General features: G+C 66.0%; 23 protein-coding genes. 19 read left to right on the top strand and 4 right to left on the bottom strand.

Annotated features, from left to right (window positions below; translation table 11 throughout):
• Positions 1 to 802 precede the first annotated feature (802 nt).
• Positions 803 to 1435, top strand: a complete 633-nt coding sequence (locus AC2VON_RS21920; protein WP_486954748.1) for an AAA family ATPase — start codon at positions 803 to 805, stop codon at positions 1433 to 1435.
• Positions 1436 to 1438: 3 nt separating this feature from the next.
• Positions 1439 to 2032, top strand: a complete 594-nt coding sequence (locus tag AC2VON_RS21915) for a hypothetical protein (RefSeq protein ID WP_486954747.1) — start codon at positions 1439 to 1441, stop codon at positions 2030 to 2032.
• Positions 2033 to 2077: 45 nt separating this feature from the next.
• On the opposite strand, the gene AC2VON_RS21910 is transcribed toward AC2VON_RS21915, so the two are convergent.
• Positions 2078 to 3151: a helix-turn-helix domain-containing protein gene (locus AC2VON_RS21910; RefSeq protein WP_486954746.1), complete on the bottom strand. Its 1074-nt coding sequence runs from the start codon at positions 3149 to 3151 to the stop codon at positions 2078 to 2080.
• 488 nt (positions 3152 to 3639) lie between these two features.
• On the bottom strand, positions 3640 to 4050 hold the full coding sequence (locus AC2VON_RS21905; protein ID WP_486954745.1) for a hypothetical protein: 411 nt from the start codon (positions 4048 to 4050) through the stop codon (positions 3640 to 3642).
• Positions 4051 to 4414: 364 nt separating this feature from the next.
• Here AC2VON_RS21905 and AC2VON_RS21900 point away from each other — a divergent pair, with 364 nt between their 5' ends.
• The 7 genes from AC2VON_RS21900 (at position 4415) to AC2VON_RS21870 (ending at position 9746) form a co-directional block, all read left to right on the top strand.
• Positions 4415 to 4945: a hypothetical protein gene (locus AC2VON_RS21900; RefSeq protein ID WP_486954744.1), complete on the top strand. Its 531-nt coding sequence runs from the start codon at positions 4415 to 4417 to the stop codon at positions 4943 to 4945.
• 206 nt (positions 4946 to 5151) lie between these two features.
• Complete coding sequence (locus AC2VON_RS21895) at positions 5152 to 5277, top strand: hypothetical protein (protein WP_486954743.1); 126 nt, start codon at positions 5152 to 5154, stop codon at positions 5275 to 5277.
• Positions 5277 to 6941, top strand: a complete 1665-nt coding sequence (locus tag AC2VON_RS21890; protein ID WP_486954742.1) for a DUF4226 domain-containing protein — start codon at positions 5277 to 5279, stop codon at positions 6939 to 6941. The genes AC2VON_RS21895 and AC2VON_RS21890 overlap by 1 nt, the downstream gene beginning before the upstream one ends.
• A gap of 61 nt (positions 6942 to 7002) precedes the next feature.
• A complete protein-coding gene (locus AC2VON_RS21885; RefSeq protein WP_486954741.1) occupies positions 7003 to 7308 on the top strand; it encodes a type VII secretion target in 306 nt (101 codons plus the stop codon).
• Between the two features lie 10 nt (positions 7309 to 7318).
• Complete coding sequence (locus AC2VON_RS21880; RefSeq protein ID WP_486954740.1) at positions 7319 to 7585, top strand: DUF2694 family protein; 267 nt, start codon at positions 7319 to 7321, stop codon at positions 7583 to 7585.
• Positions 7586 to 7632: 47 nt separating this feature from the next.
• Positions 7633 to 9405, top strand: a complete 1773-nt coding sequence (locus tag AC2VON_RS21875; RefSeq protein WP_486954739.1) for a PE domain-containing protein — start codon at positions 7633 to 7635, stop codon at positions 9403 to 9405.
• Positions 9402 to 9746: a YbaB/EbfC family nucleoid-associated protein gene (locus tag AC2VON_RS21870; protein WP_486954738.1), complete on the top strand. Its 345-nt coding sequence runs from the start codon at positions 9402 to 9404 to the stop codon at positions 9744 to 9746. The genes AC2VON_RS21875 and AC2VON_RS21870 overlap by 4 nt, the downstream gene beginning before the upstream one ends.
• A 111-nt stretch (positions 9747 to 9857) precedes the next feature.
• Here AC2VON_RS21870 and AC2VON_RS21865 read toward each other — a convergent pair whose 3' ends face one another.
• Together AC2VON_RS21865 and AC2VON_RS21860 are read right to left on the bottom strand one after the other, a co-directional pair.
• A complete protein-coding gene (locus tag AC2VON_RS21865) occupies positions 9858 to 10481 on the bottom strand; it encodes a hypothetical protein (protein WP_486954737.1) in 624 nt (207 codons plus the stop codon).
• Positions 10482 to 10692: 211 nt separating this feature from the next.
• Complete coding sequence (locus AC2VON_RS21860) at positions 10693 to 11073, bottom strand: hypothetical protein (protein WP_486954736.1); 381 nt, start codon at positions 11071 to 11073, stop codon at positions 10693 to 10695.
• Between the two features lie 296 nt (positions 11074 to 11369).
• Between AC2VON_RS21860 and AC2VON_RS21855 the strand changes: the two genes are divergently transcribed.
• From AC2VON_RS21855 to AC2VON_RS21810, 10 genes are all read left to right on the top strand, one after another.
• On the top strand, positions 11370 to 11672 hold the full coding sequence (locus AC2VON_RS21855) for a hypothetical protein (RefSeq protein WP_486954735.1): 303 nt from the start codon (positions 11370 to 11372) through the stop codon (positions 11670 to 11672).
• 216 nt (positions 11673 to 11888) lie between these two features.
• Positions 11889 to 12176 (top strand): hypothetical protein, encoded by a 288-nt coding sequence (locus AC2VON_RS21850; RefSeq protein WP_486954734.1) that lies wholly within the window; start codon positions 11889 to 11891, stop codon positions 12174 to 12176.
• Between the two features lie 116 nt (positions 12177 to 12292).
• On the top strand, positions 12293 to 12751 hold the full coding sequence (locus tag AC2VON_RS21845) for a hypothetical protein (RefSeq protein WP_486954733.1): 459 nt from the start codon (positions 12293 to 12295) through the stop codon (positions 12749 to 12751).
• A gap of 1386 nt (positions 12752 to 14137) precedes the next feature.
• Entirely contained in the window at positions 14138 to 15133 is a 996-nt protein-coding gene (locus AC2VON_RS21840) for a hypothetical protein (RefSeq protein WP_486954732.1), read from the top strand.
• Positions 15134 to 15202: 69 nt separating this feature from the next.
• The gene (eccB, locus tag AC2VON_RS21835; protein WP_486954731.1) at positions 15203 to 16783 is read left to right on the top strand and encodes a type VII secretion protein EccB; all 1581 of its coding nucleotides are present in this window, start codon (positions 15203 to 15205) and stop codon (positions 16781 to 16783) included.
• Positions 16784 to 16785: 2 nt separating this feature from the next.
• A complete protein-coding gene (locus AC2VON_RS21830; RefSeq protein ID WP_486954730.1) occupies positions 16786 to 17313 on the top strand; it encodes a hypothetical protein in 528 nt (175 codons plus the stop codon).
• On the top strand, positions 17310 to 21152 hold the full coding sequence (locus tag AC2VON_RS21825; protein WP_486954729.1) for an FtsK/SpoIIIE domain-containing protein: 3843 nt from the start codon (positions 17310 to 17312) through the stop codon (positions 21150 to 21152). The genes AC2VON_RS21830 and AC2VON_RS21825 overlap by 4 nt, the downstream gene beginning before the upstream one ends.
• Positions 21149 to 21817: a helix-turn-helix domain-containing protein gene (locus AC2VON_RS21820; protein WP_486954728.1), complete on the top strand. Its 669-nt coding sequence runs from the start codon at positions 21149 to 21151 to the stop codon at positions 21815 to 21817. Before AC2VON_RS21825 ends, AC2VON_RS21820 begins: the two co-directional genes overlap by 4 nt.
• A gap of 127 nt (positions 21818 to 21944) precedes the next feature.
• A complete protein-coding gene (locus tag AC2VON_RS21815; protein WP_486954727.1) occupies positions 21945 to 22241 on the top strand; it encodes a PE domain-containing protein in 297 nt (98 codons plus the stop codon).
• Between the two features lie 14 nt (positions 22242 to 22255).
• Positions 22256 to 23782, top strand: a complete 1527-nt coding sequence (locus tag AC2VON_RS21810) for a PPE domain-containing protein (RefSeq protein WP_486954726.1) — start codon at positions 22256 to 22258, stop codon at positions 23780 to 23782.
• Positions 23783 to 23794 lie beyond the last annotated feature (12 nt).

The raw sequence follows: 23794 nt of genomic DNA, 5'->3' as shown, positions 1-23794 counted from the left end.
CGCATCGCCCAGCGTCCGGCCCACCTCAGCGACCAGACCATCCAGCGACATGAACCGCAGTATCCCCGAACCGCCACCACCACCGCCAACACCAGCGCAAAGACCATCTGTGCCTTATGTGGGGTGATCAGTGCCGCTGCCCTGCGGTGGGTGCCGCCAGGGCAAAAGTGCCTGGATACGGGGATGTCCTGCTGGGTGGCAGGTTGGAGCGGTCAGCAGGCAAGAGCAATGATGGGGCAGGACATGGGACCGGCACCCTGCCCGGTACTAGAGGGGCATAACCGGGGTATGTAACGAGGCGGTCTGAGTATTGTCGATGCAGGTAACTCATATGGTTTGCCTGCATGGTGCAATGCATTGCGCACCATGTGGGCACGCTGCGGCGGTTCGTAGTAGATGGCACGGCATCGCTGTACGAGCGGGTAGTATGTGCAGTGCGCTCGACGTAATGCGATGCCTAGTAGACGAACACATGCCGAACCTGTGTAACTGCATCAGATACAACAGCGTTGGAAAGTGTGGGGGCAAATGAACACGCAAGCAAGACGCTATACCCAGCAGTGTGCAACGACTGTTAAGACAAACATGGGAACAGGTGCGATCACATCGTTATGGTGAACACGCGACTGGCGTTAGCGAATGACATTGGTGCTGAGCTACAGTGAGCCGCAGCAGTGCAGTAGGCAGGTGTGGCCATCGGTGGTAGTGCACCAGCGTAGGGGAGTGAGTAGGTTGATGAACGTATCGGTATGGTTGCTGAACCAGCCGGGAAAGGGCTTTTGACGTGCTTATTATCGGTGTGGTGAACCAAAAGGGCGGGTCCGGAAAGACCACTATCAGCGTGAATCTCGCTGCTAGTTTGACCTGGATGGGCAAGGTTCTGCTGCTCGACGTTGACCCGCAGAAGTCCGCTTCATTCTGGGCGAGCAGGCTTGGGGAACGTGCGGGATTCGACCACACTACAAGCATGGACCCGACGATTTTGGGCCAGCTGCGTAACCTCAAGGAGTACTCGGTGGTCATCGTTGACACACCTGGATCCCTCGAAGGGGCTGACGTTCTTAACGCGGTGATTCCCGGATGCGACGTTGTTCTCATCCCCACTGAGCCTGCAGCATTGGGTTTCGAACCGCTCAAGAGGACCGCACGGCTCGCCGCAGAAATCGGGGTGCCGCACCGCGTCGTGATCACTCGCGTCGATCCGCGTAGCGACGAGAACGACGTCAACGACACTCGCGCCATGCTCGACCAGATGTCGATTCCCTCCCTTCAGACCTACATCCGGTCGTACAAGATTCACTCGCGGGGACCCCTGGAGGGGAAGACCGTTTCAGACCTCGGGTGGCAGCGTTCAGCCCGCCACGCACGAGACGATTTCCAGAAGCTGGGCCGCGAGGTTGTCCAAGTCGCGGGCCGCAAAGCAGAGAAGGTGTAAGCCATGGCGAAGGTATCTTTGGCCTCTCTCGTCGCCACCGACGACGACGATCTGAGCACGAAAACTCCGGCCAGGACCAGCCCGCCGGAAGCCGAATCAAGCGTCACAGTGACGAAAGAGGCGGCACCCGAGGCCCATGTAAGCGCCCCGCGCCGCCAGACACGGCGGCGGCCGGTTAAGAAGATCGCTACCGTGTACACGACCGATGCGGTGTTCCGTCAGCTCCGCGAGTACGTAGCGAACCGCAAAGCACGGGGCGAAATCCTCACCTACGGAGTGGCGAGCCTGCTCGCCGTCCAGGCCCACCGCGAGGAGCTCGCCACTCTCTGGACCGAAGCCGGGGGGGAAGCGCCCGATGAAGGTACGAGCGAGGAGGATGACCTGTTCGGCGTCACCGTCCGCAAGGCCGCGCCGAAGAAGGTGCCCTGGCAGCTGCACGGCGCGTCGCCGGCGCAGGTACAGCTCCTCGACGACCTGGTCGAGCAGTGGTGTGCACCGAGCCGATCGGTCCTCGTGGAAGAAGCGCTCGTTCGATACCTGGCGCCGGCCCCGCGTGCGAAGCGAGCCAGCCGCGCGGCGCCGGCCGGAGGGCGCTAGCTCGATATAGACCCTGCTTAACACGGCCATATTTGCTGCGGATTGTTAAACGCCCAGGTCAGGAGTCATACGCTGCTGCTCGCCGGCGCGGGTGATCGACCTCATGAGTGCGTTGTGTTCGGTGCGGGCGTGGGTGGTGCGGCGGCCGGCGGACTGTTGAGCCAGGCGTTGGGCTTCGCGGCGGGCCCATTGGTGCCCGTGACCGTCGATCGCAGCTTGAGCCCGCTTTCGGGCGTCCTGGTGTGCGGCATGCTCGGCTTGTTGTGCGGCCTTGCGCTGCTCGGCGTCGGCGAGTTCGGCGGCCTGGCGGGCTTCGTCGGCGGCCGCCGGGCGCTCGTGCAGGGTGTTGTGGGCGGTGTGCCATGCCAGCAGGGTGCCGAGCAGGGCTATCGGCCTCGGTGGGTTGTTCGGGATGGTGTGACCTGCGAGCCAGTCGCGGATGAGCTGGTTGAGGTCCTGGGGCGTCCAGCCTGCGGCTGCGGGCTTGGCCAGCATGTTTGCCCAGCTGGCCGCGCTGTGGCGGTAGGCCCAGCGTGGGGCCCCGGGTTGGGCCCTCCAGGCGCCGGCCAGGCGCAGCCCCTGGCTGTCGATGCTTGGGCGGCGCGAAGCGGCGCCTTGCCGGTCGCGCGTAGCGCGGCCGCGGGTAGTAACTGGGTTCTTTTTCAGGGGGTTGGAGGGTTTACTGGGGGACCGTTCCGGGTGGGGTGACATCTTGTGGATGGCGGCATTGACCTGCGGGTCGTCGTGCAGTGCCCACACTGATGCCCAGCCGCGGTGGCGGTCGCCCATGCGCCAGGACGCCATCCGCTCGACGTAGGTGCGCTGTCGGCCGCGCAGGATCTCGGTGGCCACGCCGAGCAGCTGAAGGCATTCACGAGCCCGTTGGACGGTGCGCTCGGTGAACCCGGTCGCCCGGGTGAGTTGTTCGTTGGTGGGGCGGGCATTGCGGCCGGTGCTGAAATCCGCGGTGCGGGCGAGGGCGGCGGCGACGGTGACCAGGGTGCGCTTGGCGATGCCGCCGTTGCACATGCGGGGCCGGATGTCGTTGTAGCGCAGGTCGTAGGCGGCCGCTACGGTGACGTGCGCCCAGATGGTGGGGCCACCGCTCCAGCATGGCACGCCGGCGTAGGCGTCATCTTCCAGCTCCAGGTTGACGAATTCGCTGGGTGGCGGTGCCGGCTGATTGCATGCCCTGCGGCCACGGCGGATGCGGACGACGTCGGCGGTGCTGGTCGTCCGTAGAGTGCCGCGATGCTGGCGCGTGGGGCTGCATCCGCGTGTCGCCGGCTGGCGTGGCCGTGTATGGCTTTGCTGGCCGGGGCCTGCGCCGGGGCGGCATAGATCAACGGGGGCGGTAGAAATTAGTTGAACACGGCGTGTGCGTACTGGCACTAAAGGTGCGTATGCGCTACCGTGAGACCTGTCGTGCAAGACAAGACCCTTCGGGGTGGTGGAGTACACCACGAGTCGAGCTGCTAACTCGGCTCTGGCGAAACCTCCGGTTGCTAGCCGGGGGTTTTCGTCGTTTCTGGGGGTGTCTCCGCGTTATGGAATTTTCGGTTCGGCGGCCTGGGCGTCGATGACGCGGCTAGGCCGGCCGGCGGTGGCTAGATGGCCAGCGGCATAACCTCCTCGTGGACAGCGCGGACGTGCTCAGGAAAGTCGAGATGCAGGCTGATGATGTCTGCGATGTAGGTGCTGCGCTCGATGCCGCGGTTAGCTGCTTCCACTTCGAGCAGGTCGGCGATCGGCAGCGGAACCCTGATGGTGACGTGCCGGCCGGTGGCCACACGCGGTGGCGGCGAGGTGTCGTTGGTCTGCGGTAGCGTCCGCTGGTTGAGGTGGCGGATCAGGTCGGGGCGCCCGGTATGAAGGGCCAGCACGTCAGCGAGGAAGGCTGACAGGCACGTCTGAGCGTTATGCGCCGCCAGCGTTGCTGCCTGTCGAACTTCAGCTGGCAGATTGGCGGTGACGACTGCGCGTTGCCCGAGAGAAGGGCGGCCCCGTCCGGTTTTCATGGTGGTGATCATGCCTGTGTGTTTTCAGAAAACACCACCGACACGCCGAAATCTGCGAGACCAGATCGTTACCGGGCTCCGGCCGGCGCGCCTACCAACGTCAAACGCCGAGCCGCTCTACCTGGCCAAGGGCATGAAAACGTCTGCTGCACCCACCCTCGCTAGCGTGCCGTTCCATGCGTGTAGTCGTGCACACCGCCCGGGCCAGCCAGTACCGGTTCTGCCGAGCCCATGAACCCTGTGCACTGGGTGGTCTCGCGCCGAGAATAGGTGTGAAGACACAAACGAACCACCGCCACGACCGGATCCGGGCACGAACCGCGCCGAGTTGCGCGACGCTGCTGCTGAGGGCTCGGGGCCTGTCGTGACCACGCACATCTATGTCGATGAGACCAAGCAGCATGACTACCTGCTGGTGGCCAGCGTCCACCTCGCATCTGACCTCACCGCCTTGCGCCGGGTGGTGCGTGGTCTGCTGCTCCCGGGCCAGCGGTACTTGCACATGAAGGACGAGAAGGACGGTCGCAAGCGCACCATCGCCAAAGCCTTCGTCGATGCCGGCGTACAAGCCAGCATCTACCGCGCGGGTCCCGAGCATCGCACCGAACGACAACGGCGCTCGGCATGTCTGCGTGCCCTCATCGAGGACCACGCCACCACAACGAACACCCGGATCGTTCTCGATGAGGACGAGTCGATGGTCAGGTTCGACAACCAGCACCTGATCGAGTACACCCGGGCCGCTGGATGCCGCGAGAGGTTGCGCTACGAGCACAAGCGCTCACACACTGACGCGCTGCTGGCGATCCCTGATGCGGTCGCCTGGTGCTGGGCAAAAGGTGGCCAGTGGCGCACGCTCATCGCTCCGGCCGTGACGGCTTGCCGCCACGTCTGACCGGCCCTGGAATGCGCGAAGCCCGAGCGCCGCGGTCGTCCGGCCGGGTCTCGGGCTCACTTCCTGAAGCTCATCGCAGCAGGCACATTCAATGTACGACATCGCCCACACGGTGGCCAGTACGCGGTGGCCGGTGCAGGGGGTTCGTGCGGCGAATGCGGGCTTACCGTTAGCGCGGTGTTGGCGACCGCGCTTATGGTCGCGCCATGAGTGCATGGGCCGATCTGATCGTCACCGAGCTCGTCGACGTCATCGGGCAGGTCCTTGGAGAGCCTTCGAGGGCTGCTGAGGTTGAAGCCGAAGCGGGTGATTCGAGCGGGGACGTGTCCTGATGGCTACGTGGGAGGAGCTTCAAGCCGCGCTCATACACATCAACGAGCACTACCACTCGCCGTTGGGGTGGCGGAACAAGATCGATGATCCTGAGCTGCTGCGCAAGATCATCAACTGGCAGAACCACCACGTTCCCGGCTGCCACATACCTGACGAGCTGGTGTCCGACCTGCGCGGGCACTACCCGGATCTGTTCAACGTGAAAAGCGGAGCCATGACTACACCTCCACCAGCAGCACCTGCACCAGCGTCGCCACCGCCGCCGCCTCAACCGGGTTTGACGTCGCCGGATTTGGCGCCGCCGGATTCGACAAAGCCGGACGCGAAGACGCCACCGCCGCCAGGGCCAGTGAAGGCCGGTCAGGGCGGTGATGGCGGCAAAGGGGCTGGAACTGCGGGTGCGTCGACCGGGCCCGACTCCGATGGTGACGGGTTCTCCGGCCGCGCGGCCGACACGGTCAAGCAGCTCGATGCGGCGCTGGCCAAGAATCGTTCGGATCTCAACGATGCTGACGACAAGCTGGCCGACGCGATCCTGAACGCGACTACGAGTAGCGAGACGGGTAAGGCGAAGCTGCGGGCGCTGCAGGAGTCCCTGATCTCACAGGTGAAGAAGATCGGCCCGTCTTTGGACACTCCGGCTGGACAACAGCAGCTCGCAGAGTTCTTGCAGGGCAAGGTATCTGAGATTTCCGAGGTCCTCAAGGACAACGGCCTGGATTCGGCTGCGCACGCGGCGGTGCTCGACGGACTGACCGAACGCTATGCGGCCCAGTCGGGCACGAAGCCGGGCACCAAGGGCGGGGATGCCGGCGGCCCGGACGGGGAGAAGGGCAGCGCCGGTAATCAGCCCACCGCGGGAGTCGCGCAGGCAACCGACGACCTGCTGGGGAACGGCGGCTTGGCCTCGGACCCCCTTCTGTCGAGCCTGATGCCCGGCATGGGCGCCCTGAGTTCGCTGCCGGGGATGCTTGGCGGGATGCTGCCCGGTGGCGGCGGTGGCGGGTTCGGAATGCCTGGCGGTGGAATGCCTCTCGGCGACCTGGGCTCAAGTCTGGGCTCGGCGGTTCGCGATGCCCGCAGTGCCGAGGACACTGGACTCAAGGACCCTCCCACCACTGGGGAGCAGGTGTCCTCCAAGGAGGGGGCACAGTCCCCGGAGACGAAACCGGCTGGGGCGCAAGGGGGTGAGGGTTCGGGGGACAAGCCTGCGGGCGGGACCGGTCAGGTGACTCCGGTATCGACACCAGAGCAGACACCGGAGGGCCAGGCGGCCGCCGACACGGTCGTGAAGCTGCCGTCCGGTGCGACGGCCGAGGCTGGGTCTGCGGCGCTGGCCAAGGCCGGCCGTGCGGTGCTCGATGGCACGCCGATCGACGACGCCTACCGGCAGACCGGTGTGAATTTGTCTCCGCGTGGTGCGCCGGTTACCGCACCGGTCAGCCCCTCGAAGCTGGTGTTCGGCGATATCGGGCAGTTCACCGATCACCGGATCATGGCGCTCGGGGATAACCGAGTGTGGGTGAACGGCCGCGAGATGGCGCTCAACGAGCTGCAGACCGGCCCGAATTTCCTCGGGTGGGAACGTCCCGTGGTGCCGGCGGCGCAGTCTGCGCCGGTGCTCAAGACGTCAGCAACAGCATCAGCAGCAGCACCACATTGAGCGGTCTCACCCGGTCAATTGGTGAGTAGACAGACGAGTAGACAGGGGTACGGTCATGGCAATGGACAAATTGGCGGTTGACCCGGACACGCTGCGTGCAGCGGCAGCCCGGTATGACGGCATCGCCGACGAGTGCGCGGCGGCCCGCTCCGAGAACGCGCGGGCGGTCGAGGAAACCGCAACGTGGGGGCCACTGTTTCACGAGTCCCGCCGCGCCGCGGTGGAGGCGATCAATGCCCGTGAGGCGGCGTTGAACGCTGAGGAGGCCAAGAACCGGGCGATGGCCGAGCAGCTGCGTAAGAGCGCGACCGAGTATGAGGCGATGAACGCCGACAACGCAGCCCGGCTGACGATCAGCACCGAGTAGAAGACCCACAATGTTCGAAGCAGCCAGCCGGGATGAGTCGGTGATTGTGAAGGTCGGCCGGAGCGGGGACACGGTCAGTGTGCAGCTGGAGCCTGCGGCCATGGGGTTGACCGATCACGAGCTGGCCAACCGCATTGTGCGGCTCAATACGCTGGCCTACCTGCGCTCGCAGCTGGCCATCCGCGAGGAAATGTATGCCAACCGCGTGGAGGGGATCAGCGTCACGCTGCCAACCCAACGGCAGGTCGAAGCCTATGCGGCAACCTGCGACTTCTAGCAGAATCACACCAGAGCCACGACGCGAGCACCGGAAGGGAGGCACAGGTGAGCTTGTACGTCGAGCAGGCCGGCCTCACCGGTGCAGCCGCCGGACTCGCGGCGGCCGGAGCACAGTTGGCCGCCCTGGCCGCCACACCCTTGACCCATGCACCGCTGGCCGGTGACGAGGTGTCGAACTCGGCCGCGGCCCGGCTCAGCGAGCATGGACAGGTTCTGGCATCGCGTGCCGCCGATGCTGCCGCAGTTCTGCGCTCGGCCGCAGCCGCGGTGCACGCCATCCGCGGCTCGTTTGAGCAGATGGACCACGGCAACGCGACCGCGCTGAGCAGCCTCGGAAGCGCAGCCGGGGCAGGTAGCGCGCCGACGCTCACTCCTGCGACGCCCAGCAATGCGGTTGCCGTCGAGGTGCCGATCATCCCGTCGATGGCCCGCGATGGTGAGGCCCTGGCCGCGCTGATGGAGCAGGGCCAGTCGCAGGCCGGCCAGGGGTTCGTCACCGGATGCGGCACCCTGGGTGCGGGGTTCCAGGCAGCAGCCACGGCCGCGCGGGCAGCCCAAGCGACCGTCACTGAATCACTGCAAGGCCACACCAGCAAGAAGCTCACCTCGGCGCTGCAGCGTTTCGCCGGCTGGGCGGAGTCGATGGCCACCCATTCGAGCGCGGTGGCGCAGGTCGCCGGCGGCCATGCACAGCGATTCCAGACCGCGCAGCAGCAGACCCCGACCACGCGCGAGTTCACCGACACCAAACGCAAACTCGCGGAAGCGCAGCGCCTGAATCAGCGATTCGGGGGAGCGTATTCAGGTGCGGTGAGCGCACTGCAGACGCAGGTGGTCAACCTGCACAAACAGGCCAAGGTGAGCGCGGCGGGCTATCACATCGGTGAGCTGCCGGCTACGCCACCGCCCCCGCCGCCGGTAACCCCGGTCGTGACCGGTTCAGCGCCGCAGCAGCCCGGTAGCCCGGCGAGTCAGGGTCCGGGCAATACGCCCACGGCAGGCGGGCGTACCGGTGCCGCCGCCGGTGACAACGGTGCAGGCAACCCGGCTGATGGTGGGGCTACGGCCGGGGACGCCGCAGCCGGGCTGGGGCCTGATGGGGAACTGCTGGGGCCTGATGGGGAACTGCTGGACGCACTGGCCGGGCTCGGCGACCAGGGCATGGATGGCGAGGCCGGGGGAATGGCCGCGGCGTTGCCGTCGATGCTCTCGGGTGTACTCGGGGGCATCGTCGGTGCGGTGACCGGTATCCCGGCGCAGCTGGGCCAGCAGGTCCAGTCGATGGCATCGCAGGCCGGGCAGGCCGTTGAAGGACTGGCTAGCAGCCTCAATGAGCCTGACCTGGGCGACTTCGACTCATCGGCGCACATTCCTGGTCTGGGTGGCCCGATCTCCGGCGGATCAGGCGGCGGCGGGGGCGGCACCGAGCCCGCCGCCGGCCCTCCCAGCCTGCCCGCGGCCGGCGGAGGAATGCTCGCGGCCGCCGGTGGAACCGGGACTTCGGTCCCGATGACCGGCGCCACCCCAGCACCGCCAGCGGCGGCCGCCGCGGCCGGCGGTGGGGGGATGCCGATGATGCCGATGATGCCGATGGCTGGAATGGGCGGCGCCGGCGGCGGGACACGGGCGATCAAGGATCCCGACAAGAACATTCACCTGCCGGGGGAGGCGAACTCTGAGCCGGTCAAAGGCGAGGTGGCACGCCGCGAGAAGGCTGTGGCCGACGACCCCACCGGTGAGAAGAAGCGTGCCGTCACCGCGGCCCCCACTGTCACTACTCGCCGGCGGATCGCGCTACCGAAGGACCAGGACGAATGAGCACCTACGCATATTCCGGCTTTGACGACGACGCGGAGATGACGAAGCAGATTTTCAGCCGCATGGAACGGCTGAGCAAGGTCCTGGCGAAGCTGCGGCAGGGCTGGGACAGCATCGTCGTGGAGGCCAGCGGCGACAACGGCGCGGTTGAATTGTCCGTTGACCACCGCGGCCGGCTGATGTCACTGTCGCTGGCGGACGGCTGCACCCAGCGCTACACCAACATCGCTCTGGAAGAGCTGATCACTGCGACGATCCAGTCGGCCGTGGCAGCGGCGGAAGAAGAATGCCGGGCTGTTGATGAGGCATTCGACAATGAAATCCTCGACAGCACAGGGTAAACCGCGTCAGCACAGGGTAAACCGCGTTGAGGCTAGGCACCCCGCGGTGCTGACGGTAGGCGCCGGTGGAGTCTGGGCGTGGACCCGATCAGGGGTAATCGGAAGCCCCGGTCAGGTGGTCAAGTTGTAGGCCGCCAGGACCTTGGCCAGGGCCGGGTTGCGAGCTGGGGGAGCGACTGGCGCTCCTTGGTCGACGTCGATCGCGGCTCTGGTTGTGTCGCGTAGCCAGATGCTCCAGCAGGTCCAGTCGCTACCGTGCTTGGAGCCGTAGCGGATTCCGATCGGGTGTGTCTTATCAGCAAGCAGCACGGTCGCTATTTCCTCTGCGAGGAGCGTTGTCAGGACGCGGTCGTTACTGCGCAGCTCTGCGACGGTGACCTCCTGGGTTCCTCGCTCCCACAATCGGGAGGGGATGTGCTGAGCGAGGTAGGCAACCGTGGACGAATGCTCGACCTCAACCAACCACCCGGACGCCGGGAGGGCGACCATGTACAGGCGAAATTCGTTGAGCCAGTTCAGGTCTACGGCGTAGGGAGGTAATCGTTTCCCGGCGGTAGCCCAGTCCTGCTGAACGAGTTCTTCAAGGGTGGCGCCGCTGACGTCATCGAGGTATTTGGCGGCTGGAATTGCCTTGGGCTTCTTGAGGCTCCCGAGCAGTTCCCCGTAGGCCCCTTCAGGGCTGGAGGCCGCGTAAATCGTTTGCTCTCCGGCAATGTCGAAGCGATTCCAGTCCATGCGGTCGCCGGCGCTGCTGATGCTTCGACGACGTGGATTCAGGGGGCCGTATGACGGCTTAGCGAGCCGAAATAGGACTTGTCGGGCCGCCGGCACCAGTGCGACGCCCGTCGTCGAGCAGATATGGTCCTCGACGGACAAACGGTGGCCTCCCGCAGCTGGAAGCCATCATTCTAAGCCCGGGTGGAAGCCACCGTTCGGCAGCGCCGCGTTAGTTGTCGGTGCCATCCACGAACGCGGCGGCTGCCGCCATCGCCTTGCGGAACTCGCCATCGCGGATGGCCTCGTATGGTGGCACCTCGTCTAGGCGCGGGTTGGCCCCGATGAACCAGGCCCGGGCGACGGCGTCCCCTTCTGAGCCGGCGACGGCGACCCATGCGCGGTGGGCAACCTGCAGGCGTTGAAGGGCCTCGGGCCTCGGCGTGGGGCCACCCTCGGTGGCCCATTTGTGAGGCAATTTGCGGTCCCGGACGCCGGCCAGGACCGCGACCAGAGTCGGGCCCAAATGCTGGACTAACTGGCGGGCCAGCTCCGCCGGCGCCAGGCGCATCGTCTCGGTGTGGTGCAAGACGGCATCATCAACGAGAGGCACTGCAATCACATCCTCACGTCCTTCACGGACTTAACTATAGGCTGGACACTACTAGAATCCCACCAAAATGCAACTTGAAAACGTCGCAGATACCCAATGTATCTACCTGGCGCATGGCGGTAGACGCCCGCCCGCTCAACCAGAATGCCGCAGGTAAGACGGCTGCACCGGGCGTAGTTGACAACGTTGCACAGCGTCATGGGCGTGAACCGAGACGAGGAATGGCCTAGGGCTGGGTAGCGGCCGGGCGTTGGCTGGCCAGAACTGTGACGGTAGTCGGACGGTGATATGCACAAGTGCACGACGTCCAGGGTGCGCCGGAAACGCGCCGCGATGACGTGTTGCAGGCCTGCCCCGTCGGCCTGGCGCTCTACGGTCGTTACATGATTACTGAAACCGCCGGAATGCGGCAGTTCAAGCTAGCCGTCGCGGCGTTGAAGTCCAGCGATGAGGAGCTACAGCGGGCGCTGGGGGCCGAGGCCGGGACCGAGGCAAACTGGGATCGGGTTCGCGCTATGCAGGCAAAGGCGCAGCTTCACATCTTGCATTCCATTTCGTACGACCTGAGCGACATCCGCGGAGCGATCGAAAACCGCTGACGCCGAGAGGCTACTTCCCGCCTTGCGGCTTGAGTAGGCGCACACGGAAGAGCCCTCCACTCGTCTGTCTGCGAGGCGGCGGCAAACCTTCGGTCCACGCGCACACGGGCACACGGGCACACGGGCACACGGGAGGAGAGTCCACGGGCCTACTACTCGCAGGAAGATGGAGCTAGCAGTAGCGGTTTGTCGCCTGCACGCCCTACCGTTATAGACATGACACTGGAGATCACGCCAGGAGCCCAGGAAGTGACTGCGGCGGTTGCTGCCCATTCTGCGGCCTCGGCGACCTCCTCTGTCGCTGCACCGGCGTGTGGCAGCGCATCACCGTTCGACGTCGCCGCGGCGGGGATGCTGGCGGCCCTGCGCGGTATGCAGACGGAGTCGGCAGGACTCGTGACCCAAAAGTGCGCGGGAACGGGCGCGCAGTCCGCCGACAGCTTTGTCAGGCTCCAAGCTGCTGACGAGGAGAATGAGGCGAGCCTAGGGACTGTCCGGATATGACACAGCCTGCATCAGCACCACCCGCGCCAGCCTACTGGTACGCGACAGATCAGCCACGGCCGCGCCGCAGGGTGGTCCCAATCGTGGCGCTCGTACTAGCAGCGGTGGCCACGATAATGTCCGGCGTCGCTCTAGCGCGCCAGCAGCCGCCAGGCACGTCGTCTGCACCAAGCATCGTCGCGACGCCAAGTACGGCCTCGGAGGCGGGTTCGCCCGAGGCGGCCGCTGCACTGAAGGACGCGTGCACGGCCTGGAAGGCAGCCTCGAAAGCCATGGTCACAGTTCGGCAGCCGTTCATCGAAAAGACAGAGGGGGCGTGGAGTTGGGATGACCCAGGGGTCATCGGCGCGTTGGCTCAAGCACAGGCAGGGGTCCTCACGCAGATCGAGTACCTCCGCCAACATGTCGCAGCTGCGACGCCGGCCGAAGTGCGGGATCCTATTCGCGACTACATTGCGGCGACCATTGATGTGATCGCGCTAGACGGCCAGCGTCAACCAGCGGAGATGGCGAACGACGCCGCCGACCGCGGAGTTGCGGCTGCGGCTGCCGCCAATGCGGCTTGTGAGCGCTAGTCCATGTTTGTGCCGCCGACCCGGCCCTACACGAATCTCATTATTTCGCCCTGGATGTGGTCGGAGATAGAGGGGCCGGCAGAGGCGTTTGCGGCGGAGTCGAAAGCTATGGCGGCTGCTGCCGAGAACGGGTCGATGGACTATCGCCGGGCGGCAAGCATCGTGGCGCAGACGATGAAGGGCCATGCGGCTGAGGCAATGTCGGAGGCTCACCAGCAGCTGGGGTTGAAACACCAAAATCTGACGTTTATTCACGAAGCTGCGGCTAAGGCCGGCCAACGCTGCGCTGCCCTAGCGAGTGACTTGAACAGGAGCCTCGACGCGCTCGATCAAGCGGCGCACAGTCGGATCGCCGGAGTCCCGAAGGCGCAACACCCACCGCTGATAGCTGAGGCCCGAGCGGAAGCGGAGGCAATGTATGGGGAGTTCACTGCTCGGGTCGGGGAGATCGCTGGCAACGCGCACAGTGAAATGGCACCCCATGCGGCCGCGCTGGGCGTACCGCTGTCTCCAGCTGGCGGCGGTTCGATCGTTCACCCGGTCGGCAATGGGATTCAGCGGCGTAATGGTCCCAGCTCCGACAACAAGACTCCAGTAAATGGTGACAAGCCGGATGGCTTTGGGAACGCCCCGCAGCACCGTGGCGATACAGGCAGCAGCGACAGCGGTGAATCTAGTGCTGACGGTGCGAATTCAGGGGTATTGGGCGGACCTCAGCGGCATCGTGAGGTCTCCGATAAGCCGGCTGCAGCGGCGCCCGGCCAGGCAGCCCCACTCGCTGGTACTGGTATGTCGGGTGGCGGAGTCCCTGGTGGGCTTGGTGGTGGCATGCCAGGCGGTGGTAGCGGTTTGAGCAGCGGCAGCCCCCTGTCCGGCTTGGGCTCCGGTGCGGGGGGCTTGTCGGGTGCGGGTAACCCTTCCGGATTGTCTGGGCTGGGCAGCAATTCGGGTGCGACCGGCATCACGGGGATGCCGAGTGGGTTGTCAGGTGGTGCGGTAGATCCTTCGGCGTTTAGTCGGGGTGTGGCGGCCGGATCAGGAGCTGTTTCCTCAGCGGGTCCGCTGGGTCCGCCACCTGGTCTGCCGGGTTCGGCGGCCAGCGGTGCCAATGCCTCGACCAGTGCTGGGGCGGCAGGTGCGTCATCTGGCAGTGTGGCTCCGGCCGCGTCGGGCGTGAGCGGGGGAGTGCCGGCCGCAGCCGGCGGGGCTGTCGGGTCGCCTGCATCTGGATCCCCTGGGATGTTGTTGCCGTCGCCGGGGATGGGTGCTCCTGCGGCGGCCGGAGCGGGGGCGGCTGCCGGCGCGAGTGTGACTGTCCCGCAGGGTGGTCCCCCTGGTTCCGCTGGGTCGGGGTCTGGCGGTGGTGGTGCGGGTGTTGGTTCGGCGGTGCCTCTGGCGCCGGCGCCGCATGTCGTGGCACGGAACATCCGGGCGGCGCAGGCCGGTGACGGGCCGGAGTCGCCGGATATGACTGCCGCGCTCAAGCTGGCGGCCCGGCTGGTGGCTGATTGCACGGCGGCGGACTACCCGACGATTGACTGGTGTGCTGGGGTATTCCGATCGGCTGATGGTGCGGCCGACATGGTGGTCGTGTCGAATTCCGGATTCGGTTATGTGCCGGCTGGTGTGTATGTGCCGCGGACCGCGCGGGTGATTGGTTCTGATCCGCTGGTGAATGAGGCGTTTCGGAATCGCTGGTTTGGCTGGGCTGATCCGGCGCGGATTCTGGTGGAGTACGGGCGGTTACGTCCGGAGGGGTGGCAGTTGGTTGCCGCCGCCACCACGATGGATGATGTTGATGCATTGCGGGACAATGACATTGAGTATCGGATAGCGCAGCGCCCCGATAATGCGAGTTTGTTGAGCCCACCGGTGTTGGATGCCGATCATCAGCACCGGTTGGAGCTGGAGTACCGGGATCTGCACGAGCGTCTGATGCCACTACTGGGTCCTGCTGCGGAGCGGTGGATGCGTGAGCGGGTTGCGGTTCCGCTGGGCCAGGCCGCTATGCACGGGCTGGCTGCCGCTGGCGTTGATTGCCCGGATGAGCTGCGGGTCGTGTGGCGTGCGTTGATGGATGAGCAGCGCACACCAACGCAGGCCGAGTGGGGAGCATTCTCGGACAGATGCCGAGGGGTGTACCTGGAGCCGGACTTCTCCCGACCAATGGGCGACCCTCTGCCGGACGCTGGTATCCGGCCCCAGGCTATCTATGAGAAACCGTGGCGGTTGGCCAGGACGATGGAGCTGGTGCTGTCCTGGTATTTGGATCCGCCGGTGCTGCCGTTGGCTGACATGGCGTACGCGGCGGCAGCTGCTGGTGTTGATGTCCGGGCTGTGTTGAGCGACCCGCTGCGGTTGGTCGAGTCACATCTGTCATGACTGTGTCACCGCGGTTGACCCGGGGAGTTGACGTTAATTTTGGACGGGCTGGTAGCGGTCGCGTAGTGAATGGCGGTAGCGTCCCGGGGTGTGGCGAGGGATATGGATTCTGGCACAGATGGGGCGGCTACTGATTCGCGGCGTGCACGGCGGGGGCGTGGTGGTGCGGGCCTAAATTTAGCGTCTCGGACGCAGGTCAGTGGCCATTATTTTCTGCGGCGCCGACTCGGTTTTGCGCTGCTGCGGCGTTCGGTGCGCATGGAGATCGACCCGGTCCGTTTGCAGCGGGTGCTGTTGATGGTGTCGAGCGGTATCGCGGCAGTGCTGTGTGTTGGGGCGCTGGCTGCGGGTTGGTTTAAGCCGCAGGGGCTGATTGATGATTCGACCAACATTGTCGCCGAGCGGAAATCGTCGGCGCTGTATGCGGTGGTGGATGGTCGGTTGTACCCGGCGCTGAATCTGGTATCTGCGCGGCTGATCGCGGGGTCGGCTGATATGCCGACACATGTCAACGCTGACGAGATCGCCAAGTGGCCGAAGGGGCCGACTGTGGGGATTGAGGGGGCGCCGGTCGCTACCCCCCAGGTGGTTGCGCAGGAGGTGTCGCGGTGGGCGGTGTGTGACACGGCGTCGGCGACGAAGGCGGGCCGGCCGACGGTGACCGGCATCGACGGACGCCTGACGCTCGGTGACGGGGCCGACCGGCTCGGTGATGACGAGGCTCTGCTGATGTCGTACGGCGAGAAGGTCTTCCTGGTTCATGGCGGTGTGCGGATGCCGGTGGATATCTCCGACCGGGTGATCACCGAGGGGTTGGGGATCGAGGCGGGTGCAGTGCCGGTGCGGATGTCGCAGGCGCTGTACGACGCCATGCCGGTAGGTCCGCCGCTGGTGGTGCCTACGGTGCCGGGTGCCGGCTCACCGGCGTCTGGGCAGTGGGCACCGGGGGTGGTGGTGGGTTCGGTGGTGTCGAGTCGGGACGAGGCCAGCGGCGAGGATCGCTTCTATGTGGTGGCCACCGATGGTGTGCAGCCGATATCGCGAGTGGTGGCGGCGATGCTGCGCCAGCACGATTCCTTCGGGTTGAGCACGATGGCGCAGGTGTCCCCGGATCGACTGGCCGCAGTACCGCGGGTGCACGTGCTGGATGTCGACGCGTACCCGACGACGCGGGTCCGTGTCGTTGATGCCGGTGTGCACCCGGTGACGTGTCTGGCGTGGGAGTGGAAGGTCCACGACCGCCAGGCCAGCCACTACGTGGTGCGGGGGCGCAGCCTGCCGGTCACCGCCGCAGAGCGCAGCAAGATCGTCTCGCTGGTCGGCGGCGGCCGCGGTGGTGTGCAGGCCGACGAGGTCCTTGTGGGGTCGGGGGCATCAACGTTTGTGACGACGACCGGTGCAGCACCGGATTCGTCTCGCCGCGAGACGATGTGGCTGGTCACCGATTCGGGCTCGCGCTACGGGGTGCCGTTCGACAAAGAGGCGCTCAAGGCCCTGGGGTTGGTGCTTGATGATGTGCGGCCTGCGCCCTGGCCGATGTTGCAGGTATGGCCGGCCGGACCGGAGTTGTCTCGGGCGGCGGCGTTGACGGTGCATGACGGGACGACGGTGGCCGGGTCTGCGCGGCCGTTGCAGAAGCAGGGAGGCTAGCTATGGCGACGCGACGGTTCGAGCCGGGTCGACGCAAGATGCCGCCGGGGGTCGTGAGCGGCGGCCGCATCATGACGCCGGCGACGTTGGAGCCTTTGACGGCTCCGCGGCCGATTCCGCGGACGAAGATGCAGATAGCGTTCCCGGTGATCGCGGGTGCGGCCTTGATCGGCATGATGGTGCTGATCTTCTCCCAGGCGCAGCTGCGATCGGGACCCATGATGGGCGTTTCGCTGTTCTTCCCGATCATGATGATCGGTTCGATGGCAATGATGTTCAGCGGCAACCGTTTCGGTGGCGGTGGGGACAATAAGCAGCTGACTCCTGCGCAGATGGAGGTGGCGCGGCGGGAGTACGTGCGCGACCTCGACGAGCTGCGCGACGAGGTTCACGCATCAGCCCGGGCGCAGTTCAGCCAGTTCGCCTACCTGCATCCTGAGCAGGCGATGCTGCTGGGTGCGGTCGGGTCGGATCGCATGTGGGAACGCAGCCGGGCATTGCCGACGATGAAGCGGGAGGGGACACGGTGACACAGGCCATCGCTACTCAGACAGCGACGCTGTCCCTGGATCCGCAGTTCGGATTCGTTAGGTTCGGCACAGGCCGTTCGGCGCTGTCGCGGGCCTTCGACAATCTGCCGACTCTGGGCAGGCCCGAGGACTACGAGCCGGTCACTTTTCAGGCGTTGAGTGCCTTCCTGGAGCGGCAGAATGGGATCGATGGCATCGCTAAGCCGGTGTCACTGCGTGCGACTCCGGGATTGGCGTTGGTCGCTGAGGATGGCGGCGAGGTGGAGTCGGTGTATGCGCTGGCACGCTCGATCATCTGCCAGGCCACGGTGTTTCATTCACCGAACGATCTGAAGTTGATGATTGTCACCGATGATATTGAGCGGTGGGACTGGGTGAAGTGGCTGCCGCACACCCAGCATTCGACACTGCTGGATACCGCCGGCGCTCAGCGGATGGTGTGGACCTCGGCAGAGACGTTCAACACGGTGATGGGCGACGAGTTGCACGACCGCGGCGGGTTCGCCAAGCAGTCGACGCAGATGCCGCACTGGCTGGTGATCAACGATCAGAAGCGGCTGGACGAGACCTATTGGCAGACCCTGACCCGGCTCGACGGCGTCGCTGGCGTGACGTTCATGCGGCTGGCGGCCGAACGCGGCACCACGGGCCTGGAGTTTCGTTCCACCTACCGGGTGAGTTCAAAGATGATGCGTGACGCGGGCGGCCCGTTTGCGGTTCCGGACCAGATGAACGTCCGCACCGCACGCACGATCGCTCGGCGGATGGCCGGGTGGCGTCCGGATGCTGCGACCGCGACGGTCGTGGTCGATGACGGCGGTGCGGTCAAGCTCGACGAGATGCTGGGGATCAGCGACTTCGCGAACCTCGATGTCGAGCGGCTGTGGGCGCCGACGCGCTCAGGGCCACCGTTTGAGGAGAATCCGTGGGGGGACCGGTGGCTTCGAATCCCTTATGGACGTGATGAGCTGGGCAACGAGGTCTTCATCGACTTCAAGGAGCCGCACGAGGGTGGGATGGGCCACCACATGGTGCTGGTGGGAACCACCGGGTCTGGCAAATCCGAGTTTTGGTGCACCCTTTTGCTGTCGGCGTGCCTGACGCACTCGCCGGAATCGCTGAACATCGCCTTCTTCGACTTCAAGGGCGCCACGACCGCGCAGGCGATTGAACATCTGCCGCACACGGTGGCGGCGATGAACAACCTCAAGGACGATGTCCTGTGGTTGGAGCGGATGTCCGATGTTCTTTACGGGGAGCTGGAGATTCGCAAGCGGATGCTCAATCGTGCGAAGGTCGGCAACGCCGCGGAGTATGAGTATCTGCGGATCCACCGCGGTGAGGCACTGCCGCCGATGCCGACGCTGCTGGTCGTTGTCGACGAGTTCACTCAGATGTTCAAGGAGTCGCCGGCGGCCAAGGATGTCTTCGATGAGATCGGCCGGCAGGGCCGGGCGCTGGCGGTGAAGATGTTGATGGGATCGCAGCGTCTGGGCAATGAGATGGGTCAGGGCATCATGGCCAACGTCCCGATCCGGGGGGCGCTGCGGGTGCTCGACGGCCAGGAGTCGCGGCTGGTGCTGGGCACCGAAGAGGCGGCGTATCTGCCGGACAAGCCCGCCGGCGCGGGGTACTTGAACGTGCAGGGCCGCAAGGAGCTGACCCGATTCCGGACCGCGTACGTATCTGGAACCTATGTTCGGCCCCGGCAGGTCGTGGCGTCGGCGGTGCGGGCTCAGTCGGGGTATGTGCAGCCGCGGGAGTTCTTGGTGACCGGGATGGCGGCGGTGTCGCGGCCGACACGGCAGGAGAAGGTTGACGACCGGCCGCAGGTCCTGATCGGCGATGATGGCCGGGCGATGCGCGATATTCAGGTCGCCACGCAATCCCTGTTGACCCAGGCCGGGGCGCGTCGGGGCCGGCGGATGTGGCTGCCGCCGCTGACGCCGCTGCCGGTCGATGAGCTGGTGCGTCGCCTGCGGGGCAAGCCGTGGTATGTCGATTACGGCCAGAATCGCGGCCTGGTGTTTCCAATTGGTGTGGAGGACAGGCCATTTCATCACCGCCAGCCGGTGTACACGGTGAACATGCTCTCCGGGAACTGCGGGGTCATCGGGGTCGGTGATGCCGGTAAGACGGTGGCGGTCACCACGATGATCGCCGGTGCGGCGCTGATGTACACCCCGCAGCGCATCCAGTTCTACGTGATCAGCTTCAGCGGCGCGGATATCAACGAGGTTGAAGCGCTACCGCACGTCGGGTCGTTCGCCCGCGGCAACGAAACCGAGCGGGTGACCCGCACGCTCGCCGAGCTGGAGACCTTAATAGAGGACCGTGAACTGTCCTTCCGTGAGCTCGGTATCGGTATGGAGCAGCTGCGGGAGCGCAAATTCGGCGGCGCGACCGGCCCGATACCAGATGACCCCTATGGGGATGTCTTCCTGGTCTTGGACGGTTGGGCGAACTTCGTGGCGGCCTACGACGACCAGGGACTGAGCACGCCGGTTGATCGACTGGTGAGGATCATGGCGAAGGGCCCGAACTACGGTGTGCACGTCATCGTGTCCGCGCATGGCTGGATTTCAGGGAAGCTGCGGTCGGGAATGCGCGAGTTGATGACCAGCAACGTGGAACTGCGGCTGAATCTCACCGGTGACGAGTTGACCACGAACTCGCGCGATATCGCGGTGAAGGTGCCTTTCGGGGAGCGGGAGGTCGCTGACGATGACGCCACGATCGGTGCGGCCGATGGTGGGGAGATGGAGCTGGGCGAAAGTGAGCACACGAAAAAGATCCTGATTCGCGGGCGGGGTACGTCGATGGCCGGCTATCACTTCCAGACGGGGCTACCGCAGATCAGCGTGGACGACCGGGTGGTGCGACTTAGTGAGGCCGCGGACTGGATCAACAAGGTGGCCGGCGTGGACGCGGCCAAGCTCAAGATCCTGCCCGAGCGGATCACGCTGAAAGACGTTCTGGCGCAGGCGAATGCTCGCGGTGAGGTCGGCCGCAATGCGGTGCCGTTCGGTATCTCCGAGATCGGGTTGCGGCCGGCGCTGGCCGAGTTCGGCTCGTCGCCGCACCTGCTGCTGGCCGGCGATCGCGAATGCGGCGTGTCGACCGGACTGGCCAGCATCGCCAGGGCGATCATGGCCGCCTACTCACCAGAAGAAGCCGAGATCTTCGTGGTGGACCCGCACACCGGGTTGGCGCAGGTTGTCGAAGGCCCGCACCTGGGCGTCTACATTGACCAGCCTGCTGCACCTAAGGACGATGCGGCGATGCTGCGGTCGTTCGGGGTGGAGACGCCGGACGTGCCGGTGGAGCCGCCGCCGGTGGGCAAGCCGCATCCGGGTTACGTGCACCGAGAGGATCAGATTCGAAGTCTCGGTGCCTACCTGGGGTCGGTGCTGGCGCAGCGGCTGCCTGAGGGGGAGTTGACGCAGGCGCAGATCGCCGCCGGCCTGCGCTGGCCAGGGCGGCAGATCTTCGTCATCGTCGATCGCGAGGAGACGCTGCAGGAGTGGGCGAGCGGCAACTACATGGCGGGCGCGTATCCGCTGGAGCCGTTGATGCAGTACGTGAGTCGCGGCCTGGAGGTCGGCTTGCACCTAGTGGTCGGGCGCCGGATCGGTACGTGGGCGCGAGCCGCGGGCTCACCGCTGGTCGATCGACTGCTGCGAATGAAATCACCTGGGGTCGTTATGAGCGGCGACAAATCCGAAGGCGCAATCATCGGTTCCCAAAAGGCGACAAAGATGCCGCCGGGCCGGGGTGTCTACGTGACGGATAAGGTCACTGCTCCGGTGCAGATTGCAATGTCAGGGCCGGATCGTTGACCTACACCGAGTCGCAGGGTAAGCGGCTTGCCGCCCGGGTCAATCAGGCGCGACGGTCGAAGGGTCTGACGCATCAGGCCTTGAGCGCGGTCGCTCAGGTGTCGCGGCCGGTGTTGTCGCGGCTGATCAACCACGGTGAGGTGCCAAGTAGGCAATCGACGCGGGATGCGATCGGGGCCGCGCTGGGCTGGGGGCCGGGCAGCTGCGATGCCATCTTGGCCGGTGGGGAGCCGATCGAGGCAGCGGTGCCGCTGGTCATCTCTGCTCAGGCGGGGATGGTGTTGGCCCAGCGCATCGAACGGGCCCGCCAGGACGTGGGCCTGAGCAAGCAGGAGCTGGCGTTGATCTCGGGGGTGTCGCGGCCGCAGGTGTCGCGGCTGATCAACCACGGTGAGGTGCCGAGTAGGCAATCGACGCGGGATGCGATCGGGGCCGCGCTGGGCTGGGAGGCCGGCAGCTGTGACGCGGTGCTCAATGGTGGGGAGCCCACGCTGTGCGGGTCGGCGCAAGCCGCGCAGATCGTCGCTGAGCGTTTGCGGGCGATTGCTGCCGAAGCGCAGGTGGCCGCCGATGAGTCCGACCGTCAGGCGCAGCGCTGGCGGTCAATCGGGGAAAACGCGCTGGCCGCAGCATTACTGGCGCTGCGTGGCGGGCACGGAATGTGAAATGCACACATACGCAACGCGTCGTGTTGAAAAGCGTTGAAATTGCTGCGATATTGCGCGTGGTGGTTGCCCACCGAATCCTGTGGCGCATACGCTCGGCGCAACGCCTAGGAAAGGTTGGGGACTAATGCTATTCGTTGAAGCACCGTTGGTGGCGGCCCAGGGGGCCAGTGAAGCGGCTGGAGCAGCGGCGACCGGGGCGATGCTGGCTGGAACAGCGCCGGTCATGGCCGTGGCCCCGCCGATGGGCGGCGAAGAGGTTTCGATGCTGTTCACTAGTGCTATCGCTGCGCACGCGGCCCAGTATCTGGCAGCTACCGGCGTCGGTGTGGCGCAGCGCGGGATGCTGGCGGGTTCCTCGGCGACGTCGGCGGCGATGTACGCAGCGACCGACGCCGCCGCCGCGGCTCAGCTGGCTCTGTAGGGCCGATTCCGCCGATGGTGTACTGGGGCATACCGCCGGAGGTCAATGCCTTCCGGTTGACGATGGCCGGGGCCGGGCCGACCGCGCATACAGCGCAGGTGGCCGCGCTGGAGACGGCTGCTATGACCCATGTGCAGGCGGCCACGCAAATGTCGGCGACCGCTGCTGCGGTCGCGCCGTCGTTTGTGGGGACGGGCGGTACGGCGATGATGGCGGCGGCGCTGCCGCAGGCCGCATGGTTGGGTGCGGCCGGCGCCCACGCGCAAGCGGGGGCGACGACGGTGCTGGCTGGCATCGAGGCTTACGGGACGGCGGTCGCGGCCACGATCCCGGTACCGACCGTTGTTGCCAACCGGGTACGCGTAGCGGCCTTGCACGCATCGAACATCTTGGGTCAGAACACGCCCGCGATTGCCGAGACGGATGCCGAATACGGTGAGTTCTGGGCGCAGAACGCCGGGTCGATGATGGGCTACCTGTCTGCGATCACCGGTTTGCTGTCTGCCCTGTCGGTGCCGCTGCCGATCATGCCTGGGATGGCCAACCCCGCGATGGCGGCGGCGGCCGGCGCAGCCGCGATGGGTATGTCCCTGGGACTGCAAGGCGCATCTTTGGCGGTGGGCGGGGCCATGCAGGCTGGTATGGGTGGCGCCGCCGGTGCGATGGGCGCCGCGACGGCTGGTCTGACCGCCGGGGTTCAAAGCGCAGGCCTGGCAACTGGGGCCGGCCAAGGGGTGGGAAGTTCTGCGGGCAGTAGCAGCGGTACGGCGTCTACGGGCGGTACTACCGCTGCCTTGGGCGCCCCGACCGGTGGGCTGGCTTCACAGGCCGGGCAGGCGGGTGCGCAGGCCGGACAATCCGGCGCCCAGGGCGGCCAGTCGGGCGTGTCAGGGTCGTCTTCGGCGCCGGGGTCGGCCATGCCCCAGATGGGGCAGGGCCCGGGTGATGCATCGCAGGTCATGGGGTCTGCCCAGGAGATGATGGGCTCGGTGATGTCCGCGCCCTCGATGGCCGCACAGAGCATGGGGCAGGTCCTGTCACAGGCCGGGCAGCTTCCCTCGTCGCTGGCTGGGCAGATGTCGAGCATGATGTCGCCGGCGATGTCGGGGCTGGGTAGCGGTGGACCAACTGGGTTGTCCATGCCGGTCAGCAGTCTGGCCACCCCGCTGTCGGGGTTGAGCAGCGGGAGCGGCGGGTTCGCCAGCGGCGGATCGGCGGTCAGTGCAGCGCTCACCAAGCCGTCAGCCGGTGGCGGTATGGCTGGCACTGCCGGGGTCCCGGCGGCGTGGTGGAGCTCCAACGGTGCCCAGGCCGGCCAAGCCCCGGCAGGGGTGCGAGCTGGTGTCGGCGCTCCCGGGGCGGGGCTGGGTGGCTCGGGCATGTACGGGATGCCCGCCGCGATGGGCGCAGGGCGCCAGAAGCGTGCGACGCGAGACCTGGCCGACCCGGACAAGAACGTGCTCGTCGACAGTGGCGTCGGCGAGGGGGTGCCGGTGTACACCGACACCGGAATCGTCTACGTGCACGGTCAGGAGGTGTAGCGCCTTCGAGGG

It is taken from the genome of Mycobacterium sp. TH-M82, from assembly GCF_057473605.1.
The sequence above is the reverse complement of the archived record's forward strand: the minus strand, read 5'-3'. Positions and strand labels throughout refer to the sequence as shown.